The following is a 17,837-nucleotide window of genomic DNA, read 5'->3' as shown; positions in this document are numbered from 1 at the left end:
ATTATCATAATCTTAAGACAAAGCGGCTACACCCGGAAGTACTTTCCCTTCCATATATTCAAGTAATGCTCCGCCACCTGTAGAAACATAAGAAACCCTGTCACCCATGCCGGCGTTGTTGATGGCCGAAGCTGAGTCACCGCCCCCGATAAGAGAGAAAGCATTGTTTTCTTCTGTAGCTTTTACAACCGCCTTAGCGATAGCGTTGGTGCCGATGGCAAAGTTTTCAAATTCGAAAACGCCCATAGGTCCGTTCCAAAGTATGGTTTTTGAAGTTCTGATCACTTCTTCAAAGATCTTGATCGACTCAGGTCCGATGTCCAGGCCTTCCCATCCGTCAGGGATCTGACCGGTGGCTACAATCTGTCTGTTGGCGTCATTGCTGAAATCATCCGCACAAACGTTGTCAACCGGCATGATTATGTTAACTCCCTTGGCTTTGGCTTTCTCGATGATTTCAAGAGCAAGCTCCTGTTTGTCAGCTTCAAGAAGCGATTTTCCGATAGACCCGCCCTGAGCTTTGGTAAAGGTATAAGTCATACCGCCACCGATGATCAGGTTATCCACTTTGTCAAGAAGACGCTCGATGATCAGGATTTTATCAGATATTTTGGCACCACCCATGATAGCGGTGAATGGTCTCTCTGCAGTTTCAAGGATATGCTGGGCATTTTCGATTTCAGCCTGCATGACATAGCCACACACCCTGTCTTCAAAAAACTGTCCGATAATAGCTGTAGAGGCGTGAGCCCTGTGAGCGGTACCGAAAGCGTCATTTACCCAAACGTCTCCTAATTTTGAAAGCTTTTCAGCAAACTCAACATTTCCTTTTTCTTCTTCTTTATAAAAACGAAGATTTTCCAACAATAAAACTTCACCGGGCTGAAGGCCTGCTGCCAGCTCAGCCGCTGCTTCACCAATACAATCATCTGCAAACTTTACCGGTACTCCCAAAATGATAGAAAGTGGAGTAACAAGGTGTTTCAAAGAGTATTTTTCAGTAGGACCGTCTTTTGGTCTGCCCAGGTGCGACATTAAAATGCAGGAACCTCCATCGCCAAGAATTTTCTTTATGGTAGGAATGGTAGCTGAGATACGGGTATCATCTGTAATTTCATGTCTTTCATTCAACGGAACATTGAAATCAACCCTTACTAAGGCTTTTTTGCCTGAAAAATTAAAAGAATCCAGTGTTTTCATTAATTCAATTTAAGTGAGATAATTAATTATTGGCTTCGTAATTAGGATAACAAATATAAAATCTCAATTTAGATTATCGGATGATGCGGTTAGTATATTCGCATTTTTTGATATAAAATATAGGTTAAGTGCAAAAAAATAGTTTTTTTATCACAAAATCGGGTTTGATTTAGAATATTCTTCTTCTGAGCCGGCTCCTGTTTTTTAATTATCTCATATATTTTCGGGTAGATATTTGATTTTCAGGTAAAAAACGGTTAATTTTGCACTCCATTTTTTGGAAAAAGAATTGTAAACTAAATTTTAACAAATCAGATGTTTCAAAACCAGTACGAGACAGTGTTCATTTTAACTCCCGTTTTATCTGAAGCTCAGATGAAGGACGCTGTTGACAAATTTAAAAGTGTGCTGACTGATAACGGAGCTGAACTAGTTAACGAAGAGTCTTGGGGCCTTCGCAAATTAGCTTATCCGATCCAGCATAAAACTACGGGTTATTATCAGTTATTCGAGTTCAAGGCTAGTCCTGAGTTTATCGCTACATTAGAAACTGCCTACAAGCGTGATGAGCGTATCCTACGCTATCTGACCACCAAGTTGGACAAGCATGCGGTTGAGTATTCTATCCGTCGTCTTAAAGGCAATCTTGGTAAGAAAAAAGAAGCAGCCGCTGCTGCAGAAACTAATGCTTAAACTTTAAACAATCAAGACTATGTCACTAGTAAACGAACCAGTAGAACGTAAAGATCAGATACGTAAAAAATATTGTAGATTTAAGAAATTGGGTATCAAGTATATCGATTACAAAGATCCTAACTTCTTGTTGAAATTTGTGAATGAGCAAGGTAAAATACTTCCTCGCCGTTTGTCAGGTAACAGCCTGAAATATCAGAGAAAAGTTTCAACAGCTATCAAGCGTGCCCGTCACCTGGCTTTGATGCCTTATGTTGCTGACGGACTAAAATAAGCATTGTTGAGCATATCAGTCTTAAGGCTGAACCTCATTTCACAATCAAAAAATTAATTTTAAAATGGACATTATATTAAAAACGGACATTGCCGGCCTTGGTTATAAGAATGACATCCTTTCTGTAAAACCTGGTTATGGTCGCAATTATTTGATTCCACAGGGCTTCGCTGTTCTGGCAACCGAATCAAATAAGAAAATTATGGCTGAGAACCTTAAGCAGGTTGCTCACAAAGCCGAAAAAATCAAAACAGAAGCTCTTAATCTGGCTGAGAAAATGGGTGATGAGCCTATCACTATCGCTATGAAAGTGGGTGAAAGCGGTCGTATCTTCGGTCGTATTACCAATACTCAGATCTCTGACGCTCTTGCAGTGAAAGGCATCGATGTAGACCGTAAGAAAATTACTGTTGATGACATCAAGTTTGTAGGTGATTACAAAGCGATTGTTGACCTTCACAAAGAAGTGAAACACGAGCTTAAAGTAAGCGTAGTAGCTGAAGAAGTAGTAGCTTAATCACTGTCATAAAGCATTAAAAAGGCTTCCCGGAATTTCCGGGAAGCCTTTTTTAATATATTATCTTATTGAAATTATTTCAATGAAGAAATCCATTTTGCGATGATCGCAGCCTCTTCCTTAGGAACCTGTGACATAGCCGCCATCGGAGGATAGCCAGGCCAGTTTTTAGGATTCGGTTTATAGATTAATTCAACAATTTCTTCCGGCTTATATTTTTTCTGCTTCATTACCTCTTTGTATGCCGGTCCTACTAATCTGTTGTCAGGGTTGTGGCAGGCAAGACAGGTATTTTTTTGTAACAATTTTTGTACTGCCGGTGGAATTTTAGTTTGAGCTTTCGAAATTGACGCTACCCCAAGAGCAAAAGCCATAGTCAAAATTATTTTTTTCATTTTTTCGGTTATTGATTTGAATTTTAAAAAAGAATATCGAACATCACCAACGGCTAGTTACTTTTCGGATGTAAAGTTATTATTTTTTTTTAACAGACATAGAAAAAATATGTTAATAGCTCGTTAAAGCCGGATATTTAAAAATAATCATCTAGTCTTTCCTGAATTTTACTCTCAAAACTTTGGCGTTCACCCCGATTTCTTTAAAATACCGCAGCCAGTAAAGCTGCTGGTTGCTCAGGTTATCGGTAGGTGATTTCACTTCCACAAATTCATAATGGTACTCGCTCCAGATAAAAAGGTCGGGTAAACCCCGTGAGTTCTCCACGATGTTTTCCGCTATCCTTTCCAGGATCAGCCTGAGACGGGTTATTCCCAGTTTGGTTACCGCGGCTTCTACCATCACCCAGATCTCATCCAGCCATACCACAAACGGGTTGGCAATGCCCATGTTTTTGTGGTAATTGGCCTGCAGGTATTCAATCAGGTCTTCGGTTTCTTCAAACCTGTTGAGCTGTTGCTGAATCTGACTTTTGGTTTTTTCATAGAAGTCGGGCAGGTGCAGGTCAGAAGGCCGCCGCTGGAAGGGGTGGTGAAAAGAGACGATGGACGGATCAAAGATGATTTCCCAGAACATCAGGCCGAAAATAGCCCTCCAGAGGTGGTTTTCGGAGAAGGCGGCGTTGTGACCCTCGTCCAGGTAGTATTGCATCGTCCCGGCCTCTACCTGGTGTCTGTACATGCCGTCTATCTCAATCTCATCCGACAGGTGAAGCCAGGTGGTGGTGCTTTTCTTGTTCCGTGTCTTTTTCTCTGACTGTATCCTGATAAAATCTTCTGCAAAAAAACGCTCGTCTGCATTCTGATAGGTCTGGAGCATGGTCTGGCAAATGGCCAGGGCTTCTTCCATCTTACCGAGCTTCTGAAAACACCTGACCCTTCTTTCACGCGAAGGGGCAATGGAAGTAAACTCAAAAGTTTCGATGGCCAGCTCGTAATGCTTTTTCCTTTCAAAGTGCTGCCCGATTTTCAGGATCAGGCGTTCATAACCCGGCAGGGCTATCTCACTCAGGTTTTTGATGGAATCATTGAGGGTCAGGAACCAGTCAAACAGGGCAGGGGGCTCCAGTTCATCTTTTAAGGTGCTGAATATCTCATGCTGGTCGGTGATCAGCCATTTGTCGTCGGCGTCTTTGCGGGTGTTAAACCGGGCTACCAGCTGGTCGTCATTGTGTCCGTAATATTGTACAAAACCAAGGTCCCGCACGACAAACTCCGTCATGTCCATCGACCGGTTACCGAAGAAAAGGTAACGAAGGAAAGCTACTTCAAACTCAAAATTGACTTTAACCACTGCCACCCGCTCAGCGATCGTCTCAATGATATCTTCCGGTTCAAACTTTTCCATGACCAGGTCATCGAGGGCTTCCCTTTTCAGATTTTTGAAAGCATTGAGCCCGAAAATGCTGATCAGGTCTGCTTTGGTGAGTATCCCGATGATGTCTTTGAGGTGCAGCTGGTGTTTCTGAGGGTCGAGGGCTTCAATAAACTCCCTTTTCTTAAGGTCTTCTATCACTTCCGGGATATTGCTGAGCTCCTGGTATCTGATGCTGTCTGTTTTGAAAAACAGGCCTTTCCTGTTGGTAAACCTGATAAAAAGGCATTGAGCGTCCTCACTCAGGCAATAGTATTTTCTGAGGAATTTCCATTCTTCATGATTCAGGATGTTTTTGTATTTTTCCTGAACAAAATCCAGAAGATAATTGAAATATTCGAGGTAATATTTGGGAGCGAGCTCCGGTTTCTCTGCCATGGCTTACAGCTGGATTGTCAGACCATCATAAGCTATAAACACATTGGGAGGTAATTCTGTTTCAACTTCTCTGTGAAGTCCCAGTTTATGACTTATGTGGGTAAAGTAGGTATGTTCTGCATTGATCTTCCCGGCCACTTCCAGGGCTTCTTCAAGGTTAAAATGCGAGATGTGTTTGCTGCGTTGCAGAGCATTCAGAACGACCACTTTTGAGCCCCTGATTTTTTCGAGCTCTTCATCACTGATGTAGTTGGCGTCAGTAATATACGTGAAATCATTGATCCTGAAGCCTAACACGGGAAGATTAAGGTGCATCACCTGAATGGGAATGATCCTGACTCCTTCAATATCAAAAGGTTCGCCGGTAATGGGGATGGTTTCCAGCAAAGGAACACCCGGGTAAGAATTTTCGAGAAATGCGTAATGAAACTCCTGTTTGAGTTGGGTCAGGACCCTTTGATGGGCGTAAATTTTAAGGTATTTTTTGCCACTGAGATAATTGTACGGACGGATGTCGTCCAATCCTGCTGTATGATCTTTGTGTTCATGGGTAAAGATTACCGCATCAATTTTCTCAATTCTCTGGTTGAGAGCCTGTTGTCTGAAATCCGGGCCAGTGTCGATGACGAAAGACTTGCCTTCCGTTTCAATCAACACTGAGACCCTCATTCTCTTATCTCTGAAGTCAATTGATCTGCAAACCTCGCAATGACAGGTTAATACAGGCACACCTGATGAAGTTCCGGTTCCTAGAAATGTAACCTGCATGCAAAAAGATAATTACTCTGTTAAACCTTTAACGACAAGAACCAGTCTGTCAAAGTTTAGCGGTTTCATCAGAATTTCATTAAATCCTGCTTCTTTGAATTCTTCTTCTGAGTAATTTCTGGCGTTACCGGTGATGGCTACTACCGGAATTTCGGATTTGGCTTTGTCGTCAAGGCCTCTGATGGCTTTCACACAGTCCATACCATCCATAACCGGCATATTGATATCCAGAAGGATCAGATCAAAGTTTTCTTTTTGAAGTAATTGCAATACCTGTTCTCCGTTTTTAACTGCAGTGATCTCGAAATTCTGAAACTCAAGAATTTTTTTGACCAGATTTTGAATAACTGAACTATCCTCTGCTATGAGAACTCTGTTTGGTGTTGGCATATTGAATGTCGTAATTAATAGTTGAGATGTAAATATAAACCAAAAGAATAATCTTTTGAAAAAAACTTTAGAATTGAGAGAAAAAATATTTTTAAAACGTGTTTTTGGGTATTTGCCGGTTTAGAATATTAATTTTGAGAATTATTAAAAATAATTATTTGGAAACAATTCAGCTGGCCCCCGGTAAGAAAGTGTATTTTGCTTCTGACTTCCATCTCGGGGCTCCGGATCACCGGAAAAGTCTTATTCGTGAAAAGAACGTCTGCCGCTGGCTCGACACCGTTAAGGCTGATGCACAAGTGGTCTTCTTATGCGGTGATCTCTTCGATTTCTGGTTTGAATACCGTCAGACGGTGCCGAAAGGCTATGTAAGGTTATTAGGTAAAATAGCTGAGTTATCAGACCTTGGTATCGAAATAATCATATTTTCGGGTAATCACGACATGTGGATGTACGACTACTTTAAGGTAGAACTCGGGGCAAATGTGTACCGTGAGCCACAGCAATATCTCATCAACGGTAAAAAGCTGATGGTAGGCCATGGAGACGGCCTTGGCCCCGGAGATTATGCCTATAAGTTTCTGAAAAAAATATTTGAAAATAAGCTCTGCAGGTTTTTATTCGGCAGGATCATGCACCCGAACCTGGGGATATTCCTGGGCAATACCTGGGCTCAGAACAGCTGGAAAAAGCATGAAAAAGAAGGTGATAACTATACGTATGAGTCGCCTGAGAAAGAGATTCTGTTTAAATACTGCCAGGAAATCAATGCGGCTGAACCGCATGATTACTATGTTTTCGGGCACAGGCATTATAAACTGGACCTGCAAGTCGCTGAAAACAGCCGGTATGTTAACCTGGGAGACTGGATCGTGTTTAATTCGTATGCCGAATTTGACGGAGATGATCTGAGGCTCCTGGATTTCCGGGCTTAAAGGGTATCCATTTCTTTTTTGGCGTTCAGGTAGCCACGGATGACGGTAATGGTGGTAATCAGCAGGAAAAAGCCGATGATGTATTCCACGTAATTGATGATGCCGGGATACCGTTCACCCAGTAAGTAGCCACCACCTACAAGGGCAAGTACCCATATGGCTCCACCGATCAGGTTATATAGGCTAAACTGGAAGAAATTCATTTTGACAAGGCCGGCCAGGATAGGAGCGAAGGTCCGGATGATCGGAAGGAATCTGGCAATGATCAGGGTACGGCTTCCGTATTTTTCAAAGTATTTACGGGTGTTTTCCACATATTTCTTCTTGAAAAACAGCGAATCTTTTTTGTTTTCAATCGTATCCCCGAAAAACCTCCCTGAAATATAGCCGGTGAGACAACCCAGCACCGCAGCAATGAAAACGGTGCTCAGGAGCAACGAAATTGGTACATCCAGAAGTTCTGTTGAGCAAAAGACCCCTGAGAGAAACAGGAGGTAGTCGCCCGGAAGAAAGAACCCGAAAAAAAGGCCGTTTTCAATATAAACAATCAATAAAATAGCAATAAGACCGCCTGTTCGTATAATTTCTTCAGAATTCAACAGATAATTAAAAAACTCAAGGATTTGATTCATTGCTTTTAGTTAATTCTATGGGATAACCCGAATGGTTGTAAATATAATACAGAAATAGTTGAGAACCGTACTACCTCTTAAATTATTGATGTTTACAAAAAGACGGGAAGGCATGGAGGGAAGGAAGTTCCTTCTCTTTCCTGTGCCTATTCAAAGGCCATTCCGGACAGGTTTAAAAATATGTTTAATGTAATTAAGGAAACCGGAAAACAGCCGCAGCCATCTTCCGGTGGTTATCTATATTACGTTAATCAGGCCTCGGATAGTTCCAGCCACCTGAATTCTTTTTCTTCCAGTTCGTCTGTGATCTTTTTCAGTTCAATGCCCAGAGCGTTGATTTCTGTATGGGAAAGGGTGCCTTCGCTGAGTTTAACGGCAAGGTCTGCTTTGAGATTTTCCAGCTTTTGAATGTCTTTTTCAAGGGTTTCAAATTCCTTTTGTTCTTTGAAACTCAGCTTTCTTTTCTCTGTTTTCTGAACAATTTCAGGTTCAGGCTCAGGAAGCTCCGCTTTTTTCGAACCGGATTTTTGCTTTCCTTCGGCGTTTTCATCTTTCCAGAACCTGTATTCGGTGTAATTACCCGGGAAGTCCTTGATATAACCGTCTCCTTCAAATGCAAAGATATGGTCTACGATGCGGTCCATGAAGTACCTGTCGTGAGAAACCACCAGCAGGCAGCCTCCGAAAGCCTCGAGGAAGTCTTCCAGGACGTTCAGCGTCGCAATGTCAAGGTCGTTGGTAGGCTCATCCAGGATCAGGAAGTTAGGATTCTGAACCAGTATTTTAAGTAACTGTAATCTTCTTTTTTCGCCGCCGCTCAGTTTGTGTACGTAGTTGTACTGCATTTTAGGCGGGAAGAGGAATAAGGTAAGGAATGCAGAGACAGAAAGCTCACGGCCGTCACTCATTTTGACAAACTCCGCAATCTCCCTCACCACTTCAATGACCTTCTGTCCTTCTTTAAATTCAAGTCCTTCCTGTGAGTAGTGCCCGATTTTAATGGTATCGCCTTTTACCACACTGCCCATGTCGGGTTTGGTAAGGTCGGTAATGATTTTGAGCAAGGTAGATTTACCCGCCCCGTTTTTCCCGATGATACCGATTTTATCCCCACGCTTGAAGGTGTAAGAGAATTCCTTGATGATCGGCACACCATTATAGGATTTGCTGAGGTGGTTGATCTCGATGATCTTATTGCCGATCCGCTCAGACTTCATGCTCAGTTCAAGCTTCTCTTCTTTACGGATACCCGTTGTTTTGTCTTTCAGGTCATGAAAGGCATCAATACGGTACTGGGCTTTGGTAGTACGGGCCTTGGGTTGGCGACGCATCCATTCCAGTTCCTTTTTCAGAAGGTTCTGGTTTTTCTCCATCGTTGAGGCTTCCATTTCTTCCCTTTCAGCCTTTTTTTCCAGGTAATAGGCATAATTACCTGTATATTTATAGATCTGGTTATTAGACAGCTCCATGATACGGTTACAGACCTTATCCAGGAAGTACCTGTCGTGAGTCACCAGTAATAATGTAGTATTCGAAGTAGATAAGTAACCTTCCAGCCATTCGATCGTGTCAAGGTCCAGGTGGTTGGTAGGCTCATCGAGAATGATAAAGTCCGGTTCTTCGATCAGCAACTTAGCCAGTGAGACCCTTTTTTGTTGTCCTCCTGACAGTTCACCCATCAGTTTTTCGAAATCATGCACGCCCAGTTTACCCAGGATCTGCTTTACTTTGGCTTCATAATCCCAGCCGTTGAGGGCATCCAGCGTTTCGATGCTTTTAGAAAGCAAGTCGTCGTTGCCGGTTTCTATCGATATTTCGTAGTTTTTAAGGGCCTGTGTGATTTCGTTTTCAGCATAGAAAATGGTTTCCAGGACCGTTTTGCTGGCCTGGAACTCCGGGTTCTGGTCCAGATAACCTACACGGATATCCTTTCTGATGCTGACCACACCGCCGTCTGGCTGCACTTTGCCGCTGATAATGTCCAGTAAAGAGGATTTGCCGCAACCGTTTGATCCGATCAGGGCTACTTTTTCGCCCTGCAGGACACCGAAGGTCAGTTCTTTAAACAGCCATCTTTCACCCAGGTTACGACTGATATTTTCAGCAGATAAATAATTCATATGTATTGTTGAGATAAATAAAATGCCCGGGAGCTAGGCTCATTCCGGCAATTAAGGTGCAAAGGTAGTTCTTTTCTTGGTGGAACGGAAGGGCGGGAGGGAAATGGGATAACACGATCTTAAAACTTTCCTATATTTCATCTGAAAATGTTCAGGAGAGGGGTTTGCAAGGTTTTAGTAGTCTGTCAATTCAAACTCAATATCATACCCTTCAAGTAAAACCGGGGGAATGTTTTTTATTTCATTGTATTCAATCAGCAGCCTTATGACTTCCAACGTGGATTGTTTTGCTTCTTCGAGGGTATTTCCGGCACCCCCAGACACCTCTTACTTCAGAAAAGGCAGAGTACATGCCATGGCTTTTTTCAATCTTAACCCTGATGATGTTTTTAGTTGGTGACATATTGATTATATTTATTTAAGTAATGGAAATATGGAGTATAAAGTTGTATTAAACTGTTTTGATATGCAATAAAACAACCATATTTTTATTGAAAAACTGCAACATGTGAAAGAATTCAGGAGTATTGATAAATCCTTTTAGATGGCAGCCAGGAGAGGAAAAAGAACCCTAAACGAATCAAGTTGTTTCTTAATTTATAGCTGGTTACCTTTTATTTTTTACCCATGAAAATCAAATCAAATTTCCTGTTCGCCGTACTCTTAGCTGGTGTCTTGCTATCGGCCTTCAAAACCCCAATCCCGCAAAAAGCCGCCCCGGTATTGTATAAGAATTTCACCCTCATAGATGGTAACGGAGGGACTCCGGTGGTGGGCACGGACATGCTGGTGGAAAACGGCAGGATAACAAAACTGGGTAAAAATCTGAAAGCTGCCGGAGCTACGGTCATTGATCTGCAGGGGAAAACGATCATTCCGGCCTTGACCAGTGCCCATGTACATATCGGGACTTTGAAAGGGAATGTTACGAATGCAGAGAATTATACCAAAGAGAACATCATCCGTCAGCTGAAGAAATATGCAGATTATGGCGTGCTGAACGTCTTGTCGATGGGGACAGACCGCCCGGTTTTGTTTGAAAATAATTTTTATGATGAAGCCAAAAAGGGTATTCCGGGTGGTGCCAGGATGCTTTCTGCAGGATACGGGTTTGGGGTACATAACGGAGCTCCGCCGTTTGGTCCGGGAATGGATATGATCTACAGGCCATCTACTGTTGAAGAAGTTGAGGATCACGTGGCCGAATTATCAGAGCTTAAGGTAGCCGCCATAAAGATCTGGGTGGATGACTTCGGCACCAAAATACCCAAAATGGAACCGGCTATTTATAAGAAGATCATCAGCGAAGCCCACAAATATGACATCAAAGTGGTGAGCCACGCTTATTATTTATCAGATGCCCGTCGTTTGGTGGCCGATGGCGTAGATGTGATCGGTCACAGTATCCGTGACAGCCTCATGGACGATAACCTCCTGAAACAAATGAAACTTAAGAATGTGGTCTATATTCCTACCCTTACGCTGGATAAATATTCCTACGCCTATGCAGGGAGCCCCGAGTGGATTGACGATGATTTTTTCAAAAAGTCGCTGGAGCCGGGCGTGCTGGATATGCTGACTTCAGCCAAATACAAAACCGATCAAAAGAACTCTCCATCCTATAAAAGAAACAACCATGCCTTCGAAACAGCCTTGAAAAACCTGAAGAGGGTCTATGACGCAGGTATCCTGGTGGCCCTCGGCACCGACTCGGGAGCTAATCCCGTACGCACCCAGGGGTTTTCTGAACACCTGGAGCTGGAACTGATGGTACAGGCCGGACTCACCCCTCTTCAAGCCCTCACTGTAGCTACCAAAAATGCCTCGAAAGTATTGAAACTGGACAAAGACCTGGGAACGCTTCAAGCCGGAAAATCGGCAGACTTTATAGTCCTGGGTGCCGATCCGTCACTGGATATTAAGAATACCAGGAAGATTGAAGGGGTGTATAGGGGTGGGGAGAGGATTGATGCGGGTAAGTGATTGTTGTACATACTTCTGTCTTTCTCTTTAATTTCCGGAATTCTGTATAAAGTCCATTGCCTTCTTCGGTTAAGGCCTTTCCATACAAATGACATTGATATTACAGAAAGCAAAGTCGTCTTAATCATGATTAAAACGGCTTTGCTTTTTTTATTATAAATTTATCACCGATGTTGATCAAACAAAATCACATTCCCGTCAGGGTCAGTCAGCATAAGACTCGCGGGGCCAGAGGTAGTTTCGTCGGCTTCAGAGGATAACGGGATGCCTTTGCTCTTCAGTTCTTTTTGAATGGACCTGATGTCATCAAACTGTTCCATGTTCTGAGCGTTTTCGTCCCAGCCGGGATTGAAAGTCAGGATATTGCCCTGAAACATACCCTGGAAGAGGCCAATCAGAGCATTGCCGTTTTTCATGATCAGGTATTTTTTCTCCAGGCCTCCTGCAAAAACTTTAAACCCGATGTTCTCATAAAATTGTTTCGAGACGTTAATGTCCTTGACACTTAGACTCATTGAAAAAGCACCTAATTTCATATCTTTATTTTGTTTAATGTCCCGGTTTACTGTTGTTGATGACGCGAATGCACTGAGTTTACCAAGGCCGGCACCGGCTATGGTCAGGACGGTTCTTTTCAACCAGTTTCTTCTGTTTGCTTTCATTTGGTCAGATTTTAGAGTAGAAAACCTTTTTTGATTCCGTAGATTAATGCTGAACGCGGTCTTTATATTGAGTGTGAAAATTACATATTTTATCTGTCAGAAAATATTCTCAAGTGTTTAAAACTTTTGTTACAAGCTTTGGCAATCCCTGCTGGCCTGCGTCTGAGACGCTAAACAGCTCCCGGGTGTCTGTCTTCAACATTATACCTTACCATTATTTTATGGCCATGATGAGTTCTGTTTCCAGTTTTGTTTCGTCGGCTGTCCAGTGGCCATACATCTCAATATAGGGCTCGGTCGTTTCAAATCCCTGGCTTTTTAACTCACTTGTCATTTCCTTTCCCGACTTACTTATTAAATGATAAGGGCCGACGTGCCTATAGTAAGCATAGGTGGGTAAAAGAATAATTTTTTGTTCCAGCTCAATACTCTGAAGGGGAGGACTGTTAAATTCAACACCTGCAAATACCATTTCTCCGGATCCGTAAACCCAGATATTTATGCCCTTGTGATCAAATCTTTTTTCCCTGACTTTCTGCCACACCTGGTCTGACAGCTTAAATGCGGTACCGGCATAATCCTTGTTTACAGCCATTCCGGAAAATCCGTACAGGGTCAGCTCAAGGTCCTTTTTGATCTCAATATTCATAGTCTGTGTATTATTTGGGTTGGTAACAATCTTCCTTACAAATACGAATTAAGTAAAAGTGCTTAATACATGAAGCTGGTATCGGAATATGGGCGATGAATGTAGTTTTTGTTTCGAATTCCTTTTGACTTCAGGTGCGTTAGTCGCTGTCGAGGGCCTTGAGACCTGCCGGATGGACCAGGGTAACGCCGGAAATTAATTTTCCGGAAAAATATTTGGAATACTAAGTGGTTTATTTAACTTTGAAATACAAAGTACTTTTAAATATCTTTTAAATAGAATAAGATGAAGATGTCAAAAACAAAATTCATTATGATTTTCCTCATTTCGGGGTTTGTCTTTCAGTTTATCTCTAATTCGCTTTTAGGTTCTGAAGTCCGGCTTTTTCCCGTAAACGGAGAGTATTTCCCGGGAGCCGGATCGCCAATAGCCTGGAAGAGTATCGTGTCCACGATTTTATATCCGGTTAAAATCGTTTTGCTGGGGCCTTTGTTGTCTTTATTTGAATTGCCTGATCCGCCGCCACCACTTTTGGTTATTGCGTTTGCCCTGTACTGGACGCTCCTGGCGTTAATGCACTATTTTCTCCTGGATAAAATAAATACCCTTAAAAAGATGTGAACTTCAGCGGGGGAGCTTTTTCTACCCATGCTTATTTTCGTAATTTGGAGTAAGTACAGCAAAAAGATCCGGTTTTACCTCACTATGATATACTGTTATGAACAGAATGGAAGAATTATACCATGAGGCAAAGGCCGACAAGTGGTTTCAGCGGTTTGTTGTTTTTTGCCGGATCGCTTTAGCTGCCAGCTTTATTCCGTCAGGCTATGTAAAAATGATGGGTGAGCGGTTCACAGGCCTGCCGCCCAATAATCCTCTGGGGCATTACTTTGATGCTCTGCATATGACAGGGTATTACTACACCTTTATCGGCGTTGCCCAGATCATCACTGCCATCCTGTTACTCATTCCACGGACCAGTCTTCTCGGGGCTCTGATGTATTTTCCCATCATCCTGAATATTGGTGTCCTGACTTATGCTACACGGTTTGAGGGCACCCGTATTGTGACTTTTATGATACTGGCGAGCTTGTTTTTACTGATCTGGGATTATAAGCGTTTAAAGCATCTCTGGCTATCTGAGCCTCCGGAAACGGAACCTGTTGTGATAAAAAAGTCTTTAGGGAATCGGCTCAGGGTCATATTTTTCGGAAGTTCTTTTGCACTCATAGCCTTTATTATTATCGGTACGTTTTATTTATATGAGATCAGGCCGGGCAACTCTGAGGCGGAGTGCAGAGGCCAATGTGCCTCCGGTAAGAACCCTGCAGCTTGTGAAACATTCTGTAATTGCCTTTATACTCAGGGTCAATCGCTGGACAGTTGTCTGGCAACTTTTAATAAAGCGAAAGATATCCGTACACCTGAAGTGAAATAGCTGCGATCTACCCAAAAATTTGTTTCAACAGCTAATTGATGTACTAAAGAATGTGACTTTGAAACATTAATTTTATCCTGTTCAGAAAAAAAATGTGAGAAAGTTTTATCTCCTCAACTTGATCCCCAAAAAGTGCTACCAGAAAAATCCACATTGTCAGCAAAGTCTTACCACGGGTCAATGGGGACAGACAGTCAATTGAAATGGCTTAAAACAACAAAAGAGAGGCATTTCTACCTCTCTTTGTCGCTGATACTAGTTTTAAGTGACCCTACGGGGAATCGAACCCCGGTTTCATCCGTGAAAGGGACGTGTCCTAACCGCTAGACGATAGGGCCGGCTGGTCCCATTTATCGCTCAACTTCGTATCAGAACTTTCACTTTTTTACTTTCCGAAAAACTCACTTTTTACATTCTGTGTTGTTGTTTTCCGTAATTGTGGTGCAAAGGTAGCCGCTTTTTTTAACAATGCAATACTTTGAAAAAAAATATTTGTAAGTTTTTTGATCACTTTTTTGTGTCGTTTATTTAAGTCGTTGTAATCCAGTAATTTGTACATTTTCATGAATGCGTAATGTGGATAAGTTTTCTTTACAATTTCTTAAAATTGAAATCCGCCCTGAATTTTTATGCCCCGCACTTATTTGTGGATACCTTTCTTCACAAATAAAAAAAGCATCCAAACTTTTATGTAAATTTAGATTTTAATTAAAAATACCTGAAACCGGGAGATGCAAGCCAGAAATCTGAAAAGACAAATCATTCATTTGTTCAGCCGGCACAGCCATTGGAGTGCGGCCGGTGTTGAAGCTGCTTTCAAAGAGCAAAACGTTTATGCAGATAAAAAAGACTGGAAATTATTTCTGAATATTTTCCTTACGGGTCTGGGGGCTTCGTTCATGATTGCCGGAATTGTATTTTTCTTTGCTTTCAACTGGGACCACCTGCATAAGTTTGCCAAGCTGGGTATCATACAATTGCTGATGGTTTGTCTGGCAGTGTGGATACTGCTCTTCAAACCCGGGGAGCTGGTCAGGAATATTGTGCTGACTGTGCTGTCATGCCTGACGGGTGTTTTGTTTGCCGTTTTCGGGCAGATATACCAGACCGGGGCCAATGCTTACGACTTCTTCCTGGGCTGGACCCTCTTTATCGCCCTGTGGGCTCTTATCTCTGATTTCCCTCCTTTGTGGCTGATATTCCTGGTGCTGGTCCATATGACGCTTTATCTGTACACAGAACAGGTGTCGGACCGCTGGAACTACGCAGGGCTGATCAATATCCAGGTGGTGATTGATCTTTTGGTGCTGCTGATGGTCGAATGGCTTTTCAAAAAACGGCTCAGAGAGGTTAAAACCGGCTGGTTTGTGTATCTCACAGGCCTGTATGTGATCGTAATTCTCACTTCAGCCATCATCTATGGTATTTACAGCAGAATACACATGACAGAGTGGATGATTTCTATCGGCCTCAGTATTCTGACATATACGGCAGGGGTGTTTCACGGATTCAGAACACGGAATGTCTTTTATCTCTCAGCTGTCGGTTTCAGCCTCATCGTGATTCTGACGGCCTTACTCATCAAGCCGTTTGAAGACCCCGTCGGCATATTCTTTATCGCAGGTCTGTTCCTGGTACTGACCACGACATTTTTGATAAGACAAATCATGAAATTAAACAAAGAATGGCATGCAGCAGCTCAATGAAATGATCACCTGGGTAAAATCAAAAGAAAGTGCTGATTTTCAGCTGGATGAAGAAGCTTTGAAAACGGATTTTCTGGAATACCAATCGGCTTACGGAAATATATCGCTTAAAGTTTTGTCCATCCTCGGCGGCTTGCTGGCTACGGCTTCGTTCATGGGTTTCCTGGTGCTGACAGGCTTCTATGATTCGGATCGGCTGGTCACCATTTCCGGGTTTGTTTTCATTGTGGCATCTGTTCTTCTCAACAATAAATTTGATCATTTGCTGCTGGATACTACCACCATTGCTACCCATGTGATAGGCTATGTACTCATAGGTCTGGGTTTTGATGAACTTCATATGAACGAGCGTTACCTTATCGGCACCTTTATGATCATCAGTTTGCTGGTGATGGCTTTTTCTGAAAATTACATGATTGCCCTGATTTCTGTGCTGGTGTTCAGCGGAAGTCTCGCTGCTTTTTTTGAGATATACGACCTTGAAAACTATGTGATTATTCTTTTCCTGCTTTTCGGAGGCTCGTGGACCTGGGTTTCTGCTCATGAGGGGCTTATTATTTCAGGATCGCGGAAGTTGAATAAACTCTTTCAGCCTGTTCATCTGGGCTTGTTCATCGCCTTTACATCGGTTGTTTTTTTCCTGGTGATGGACGGAAAATTTTCTTTTCAGATCAAAAACCTCTGGGTATATGCCCTCGCAGCCTGGGCCGGGATCATTTACCTGATCAGCCCCTTGTTTGGTAAAAACGGACTGACGGATATCAAATCAAAAATATGCATCGTTATCCTGGCTGTTTTATTGTTGATTCCCTCACTGTATGCCCCTTACATAGCGGGTGTGACGTTTATGCTGCTACTGACTTACAAGTATGGCTTCAGAACACAGTTTGCCCTAAGTGTGGCCTTTCTCGTTTATGCTTTTTCACAGTATTATTATGACCTCAATATGACCCTGCTGGTTAAGTCCGGAATCCTGTTTGGTTCAGGAGCATTGCTGCTGGCAGCCAGGCTTATTTTTAATAAACAACTGACTGATCATGAGTAATTTAAAGAAGATCATTATATGGATTAACCTCGTGCTTCTGCTGGTTTATTTTAACTGGTCGATAGGAGAGAAGGAACAGCTTCTGACCTCGGGAGAGACGGTTTTATTCGAACTCGCCCCGGTAGATCCGAGGTCGCTTATGCAAGGGGATTATATGCTGCTGAATTATGCCGTGTCAACTTTAAAAGTCAATGAAAAAACTTCAAAAAACGGGTATTGTGTTTTTAAAACAGATCAGTATCACATAGCCCGGAAGGTGAGGTTGCAGGATCAGCCGACACCACTTTATAAGGATGAAAAGATCATTAAATACCATGCAAATAATACCTGGAATATAAAACTGGGAGCAGAATCTTATTTCTTTGAAGAAGGAACAGGAGAAAAGTTTGAGAAGGCAAAATTCGGTGGTTTGAAAATTGATAAGGAAGGTAACAGTGTGTTGACAGGTTTGTATGGAGCTGATCATCAGTTGATAAAGCCCTGATAAAGCACACAGGGTAAGGAGCTTGACGGAAGACAGCATAAGGTTTTTGGTATCCTTTTGTTTTTTTGAAAACAAAATCACTAATTTTATGCGTCTTGAAAAAGATAAACCATAACATTTAGAATAACCTTTT

19 protein-coding genes and 1 tRNA gene are annotated in these 17,837 nt (G+C 42.4%); 10 read left to right on the top strand and 10 right to left on the bottom strand.

Features of this window, described 5'->3' with window-relative positions:
* Positions 1–12 precede the first annotated feature (12 nt).
* On the bottom strand, positions 13–1,200 hold the full coding sequence (locus tag GVN16_RS02045; protein ID WP_166562162.1) for a phosphoglycerate kinase: 1,188 nt from the start codon (positions 1,198–1,200) through the stop codon (positions 13–15).
* A gap of 315 nt (positions 1,201–1,515) precedes the next feature.
* Here GVN16_RS02045 and rpsF point away from each other — a divergent pair, with 315 nt between their 5' ends.
* The 3 genes from rpsF to rplI all read left to right on the top strand — a co-directional run bounded on the left by rpsF (position 1,516) and on the right by rplI (position 2,684).
* Positions 1,516–1,893, top strand: coding sequence for a 30S ribosomal protein S6 (gene rpsF, locus GVN16_RS02040; RefSeq protein WP_166562161.1), 378 nt, complete (start codon positions 1,516–1,518; stop codon positions 1,891–1,893).
* Between the two features lie 19 nt (positions 1,894–1,912).
* Entirely contained in the window at positions 1,913–2,167 is a 255-nt protein-coding gene (gene rpsR, locus GVN16_RS02035; protein WP_166562160.1) for a 30S ribosomal protein S18, read from the top strand.
* Between the two features lie 64 nt (positions 2,168–2,231).
* Positions 2,232–2,684 carry a 50S ribosomal protein L9 gene (rplI, locus tag GVN16_RS02030; RefSeq protein ID WP_166562159.1) on the top strand — a complete coding sequence of 151 codons (453 nt, stop codon included), beginning with the start codon at positions 2,232–2,234 and terminating at the stop codon, positions 2,682–2,684.
* Between the two features lie 74 nt (positions 2,685–2,758).
* Here rplI and GVN16_RS02025 read toward each other — a convergent pair whose 3' ends face one another.
* From GVN16_RS02025 to GVN16_RS02010, 4 genes are all read right to left on the bottom strand, one after another.
* Entirely contained in the window at positions 2,759–3,079 is a 321-nt protein-coding gene (locus tag GVN16_RS02025) for a c-type cytochrome (protein WP_166562158.1), read from the bottom strand.
* 151 nt (positions 3,080–3,230) lie between these two features.
* Positions 3,231–4,892, bottom strand: coding sequence for a VRR-NUC domain-containing protein (locus tag GVN16_RS02020; protein ID WP_166562157.1), 1,662 nt, complete (start codon positions 4,890–4,892; stop codon positions 3,231–3,233).
* 3 nt (positions 4,893–4,895) lie between these two features.
* Positions 4,896–5,660, bottom strand: a complete 765-nt coding sequence (locus GVN16_RS02015; RefSeq protein ID WP_166562156.1) for an MBL fold metallo-hydrolase — start codon at positions 5,658–5,660, stop codon at positions 4,896–4,898.
* Positions 5,661–5,672: 12 nt separating this feature from the next.
* Positions 5,673–6,050, bottom strand: coding sequence for a response regulator (locus GVN16_RS02010; RefSeq protein ID WP_166562155.1), 378 nt, complete (start codon positions 6,048–6,050; stop codon positions 5,673–5,675).
* 158 nt (positions 6,051–6,208) lie between these two features.
* On the opposite strand from GVN16_RS02010, the gene GVN16_RS02005 reads away from it, so the two are divergent.
* Positions 6,209–6,985, top strand: coding sequence for a UDP-2,3-diacylglucosamine diphosphatase (locus GVN16_RS02005; protein ID WP_229244000.1), 777 nt, complete (start codon positions 6,209–6,211; stop codon positions 6,983–6,985).
* Here the strand turns inward: GVN16_RS02005 and GVN16_RS02000 are convergent.
* Both GVN16_RS02000 and GVN16_RS01995 read right to left on the bottom strand, forming a co-directional pair.
* On the bottom strand, positions 6,982–7,617 hold the full coding sequence (locus GVN16_RS02000; RefSeq protein ID WP_166562154.1) for a DedA family protein: 636 nt from the start codon (positions 7,615–7,617) through the stop codon (positions 6,982–6,984). The genes GVN16_RS02005 and GVN16_RS02000 overlap by 4 nt on opposite strands.
* Before the next feature lie 251 nt (positions 7,618–7,868).
* The gene (locus GVN16_RS01995) at positions 7,869–9,737 is read right to left on the bottom strand and encodes an ABC-F family ATP-binding cassette domain-containing protein (RefSeq protein ID WP_166562153.1); all 1,869 of its coding nucleotides are present in this window, start codon (positions 9,735–9,737) and stop codon (positions 7,869–7,871) included.
* 627 nt (positions 9,738–10,364) lie between these two features.
* Here GVN16_RS01995 and GVN16_RS01990 point away from each other — a divergent pair.
* Entirely contained in the window at positions 10,365–11,720 is a 1,356-nt protein-coding gene (locus GVN16_RS01990) for an amidohydrolase family protein (RefSeq protein WP_166562152.1), read from the top strand.
* Positions 11,721–11,884: 164 nt separating this feature from the next.
* Here GVN16_RS01990 and GVN16_RS01985 read toward each other — a convergent pair whose 3' ends face one another.
* Positions 11,885–12,382 (bottom strand): VOC family protein, encoded by a 498-nt coding sequence (locus tag GVN16_RS01985; protein ID WP_310587404.1) that lies wholly within the window; start codon positions 12,380–12,382, stop codon positions 11,885–11,887.
* 214 nt (positions 12,383–12,596) lie between these two features.
* A complete protein-coding gene (locus tag GVN16_RS01980) occupies positions 12,597–13,031 on the bottom strand; it encodes a GyrI-like domain-containing protein (protein WP_166562151.1) in 435 nt (144 codons plus the stop codon).
* A gap of 312 nt (positions 13,032–13,343) precedes the next feature.
* Here GVN16_RS01980 and GVN16_RS01975 point away from each other — a divergent pair, with 312 nt between their 5' ends.
* Together GVN16_RS01975 and GVN16_RS01970 are read left to right on the top strand one after the other, a co-directional pair.
* Entirely contained in the window at positions 13,344–13,652 is a 309-nt protein-coding gene (locus GVN16_RS01975) for a hypothetical protein (RefSeq protein WP_166562150.1), read from the top strand.
* 106 nt (positions 13,653–13,758) lie between these two features.
* Complete coding sequence (locus GVN16_RS01970; protein ID WP_205748763.1) at positions 13,759–14,469, top strand: DoxX family protein; 711 nt, start codon at positions 13,759–13,761, stop codon at positions 14,467–14,469.
* A gap of 266 nt (positions 14,470–14,735) precedes the next feature.
* Here GVN16_RS01970 and GVN16_RS01965 read toward each other — a convergent pair.
* Positions 14,736–14,807: transfer RNA gene (locus GVN16_RS01965), tRNA-Glu, on the bottom strand.
* Between the two features lie 393 nt (positions 14,808–15,200).
* Here GVN16_RS01965 and GVN16_RS01960 point away from each other — a divergent pair.
* The 3 genes from GVN16_RS01960 to GVN16_RS01950 are packed head-to-tail and all read left to right on the top strand — an operon-like array spanning position 15,201 to position 17,704.
* Positions 15,201–16,175 (top strand): DUF2157 domain-containing protein, encoded by a 975-nt coding sequence (locus GVN16_RS01960; protein WP_166562149.1) that lies wholly within the window; start codon positions 15,201–15,203, stop codon positions 16,173–16,175.
* A complete protein-coding gene (locus GVN16_RS01955; protein ID WP_166562148.1) occupies positions 16,159–17,220 on the top strand; it encodes a DUF4401 domain-containing protein in 1,062 nt (353 codons plus the stop codon). Before GVN16_RS01960 ends, GVN16_RS01955 begins: the two co-directional genes overlap by 17 nt.
* Positions 17,213–17,704 carry a GDYXXLXY domain-containing protein gene (locus GVN16_RS01950; protein WP_166562147.1) on the top strand — a complete coding sequence of 164 codons (492 nt, stop codon included), beginning with the start codon at positions 17,213–17,215 and terminating at the stop codon, positions 17,702–17,704. Before GVN16_RS01955 ends, GVN16_RS01950 begins: the two co-directional genes overlap by 8 nt.
* Positions 17,705–17,837: the final 133 nt, after the last annotated feature.

Origin of the sequence: Emticicia sp. CRIBPO, assembly GCF_009905725.1 — a bacterium.
Classification (GTDB): Bacteria; Bacteroidota; Bacteroidia; order Cytophagales; family Spirosomataceae; genus Leadbetterella.
Note: the sequence above shows the minus strand (reverse complement) of the source record. Positions and strands in the feature narration are given on the sequence as shown.

Coding starts and splice junctions, on each gene's coding strand:
- GVN16_RS01950 (WP_166562147.1), top strand. CDS start 17,213: ATGAGTAATTTAAAGAAGATCATTATATGGATTAACCTCGTGCTTCTG.
- GVN16_RS02000 (WP_166562154.1), bottom strand. CDS start 7,617: ATGAATCAAATCCTTGAGTTTTTTAATTATCTGTTGAATTCTGAAGAA.
- GVN16_RS01975 (WP_166562150.1), top strand. CDS start 13,344: ATGATTTTCCTCATTTCGGGGTTTGTCTTTCAGTTTATCTCTAATTCG.
- GVN16_RS01970 (WP_205748763.1), top strand. CDS start 13,759: ATGGAAGAATTATACCATGAGGCAAAGGCCGACAAGTGGTTTCAGCGG.
- rpsR (WP_166562160.1), top strand. CDS start 1,913: ATGTCACTAGTAAACGAACCAGTAGAACGTAAAGATCAGATACGTAAA.
- GVN16_RS01995 (WP_166562153.1), bottom strand. CDS start 9,737: ATGAATTATTTATCTGCTGAAAATATCAGTCGTAACCTGGGTGAAAGA.
- GVN16_RS02020 (WP_166562157.1), bottom strand. CDS start 4,892: ATGGCAGAGAAACCGGAGCTCGCTCCCAAATATTACCTCGAATATTTC.
- GVN16_RS02025 (WP_166562158.1), bottom strand. CDS start 3,079: ATGAAAAAAATAATTTTGACTATGGCTTTTGCTCTTGGGGTAGCGTCA.
- GVN16_RS02015 (WP_166562156.1), bottom strand. CDS start 5,660: ATGCAGGTTACATTTCTAGGAACCGGAACTTCATCAGGTGTGCCTGTA.
- GVN16_RS01985 (WP_310587404.1), bottom strand. CDS start 12,382: ATGAAAGCAAACAGAAGAAACTGGTTGAAAAGAACCGTCCTGACCATA.
- GVN16_RS01955 (WP_166562148.1), top strand. CDS start 16,159: ATGCAGCAGCTCAATGAAATGATCACCTGGGTAAAATCAAAAGAAAGT.
- GVN16_RS02045 (WP_166562162.1), bottom strand. CDS start 1,200: ATGAAAACACTGGATTCTTTTAATTTTTCAGGCAAAAAAGCCTTAGTA.
- GVN16_RS02010 (WP_166562155.1), bottom strand. CDS start 6,050: ATGCCAACACCAAACAGAGTTCTCATAGCAGAGGATAGTTCAGTTATT.
- GVN16_RS01980 (WP_166562151.1), bottom strand. CDS start 13,031: ATGAATATTGAGATCAAAAAGGACCTTGAGCTGACCCTGTACGGATTT.
- GVN16_RS01990 (WP_166562152.1), top strand. CDS start 10,365: ATGAAAATCAAATCAAATTTCCTGTTCGCCGTACTCTTAGCTGGTGTC.
- rplI (WP_166562159.1), top strand. CDS start 2,232: ATGGACATTATATTAAAAACGGACATTGCCGGCCTTGGTTATAAGAAT.
- GVN16_RS01960 (WP_166562149.1), top strand. CDS start 15,201: ATGCAAGCCAGAAATCTGAAAAGACAAATCATTCATTTGTTCAGCCGG.
- rpsF (WP_166562161.1), top strand. CDS start 1,516: ATGTTTCAAAACCAGTACGAGACAGTGTTCATTTTAACTCCCGTTTTA.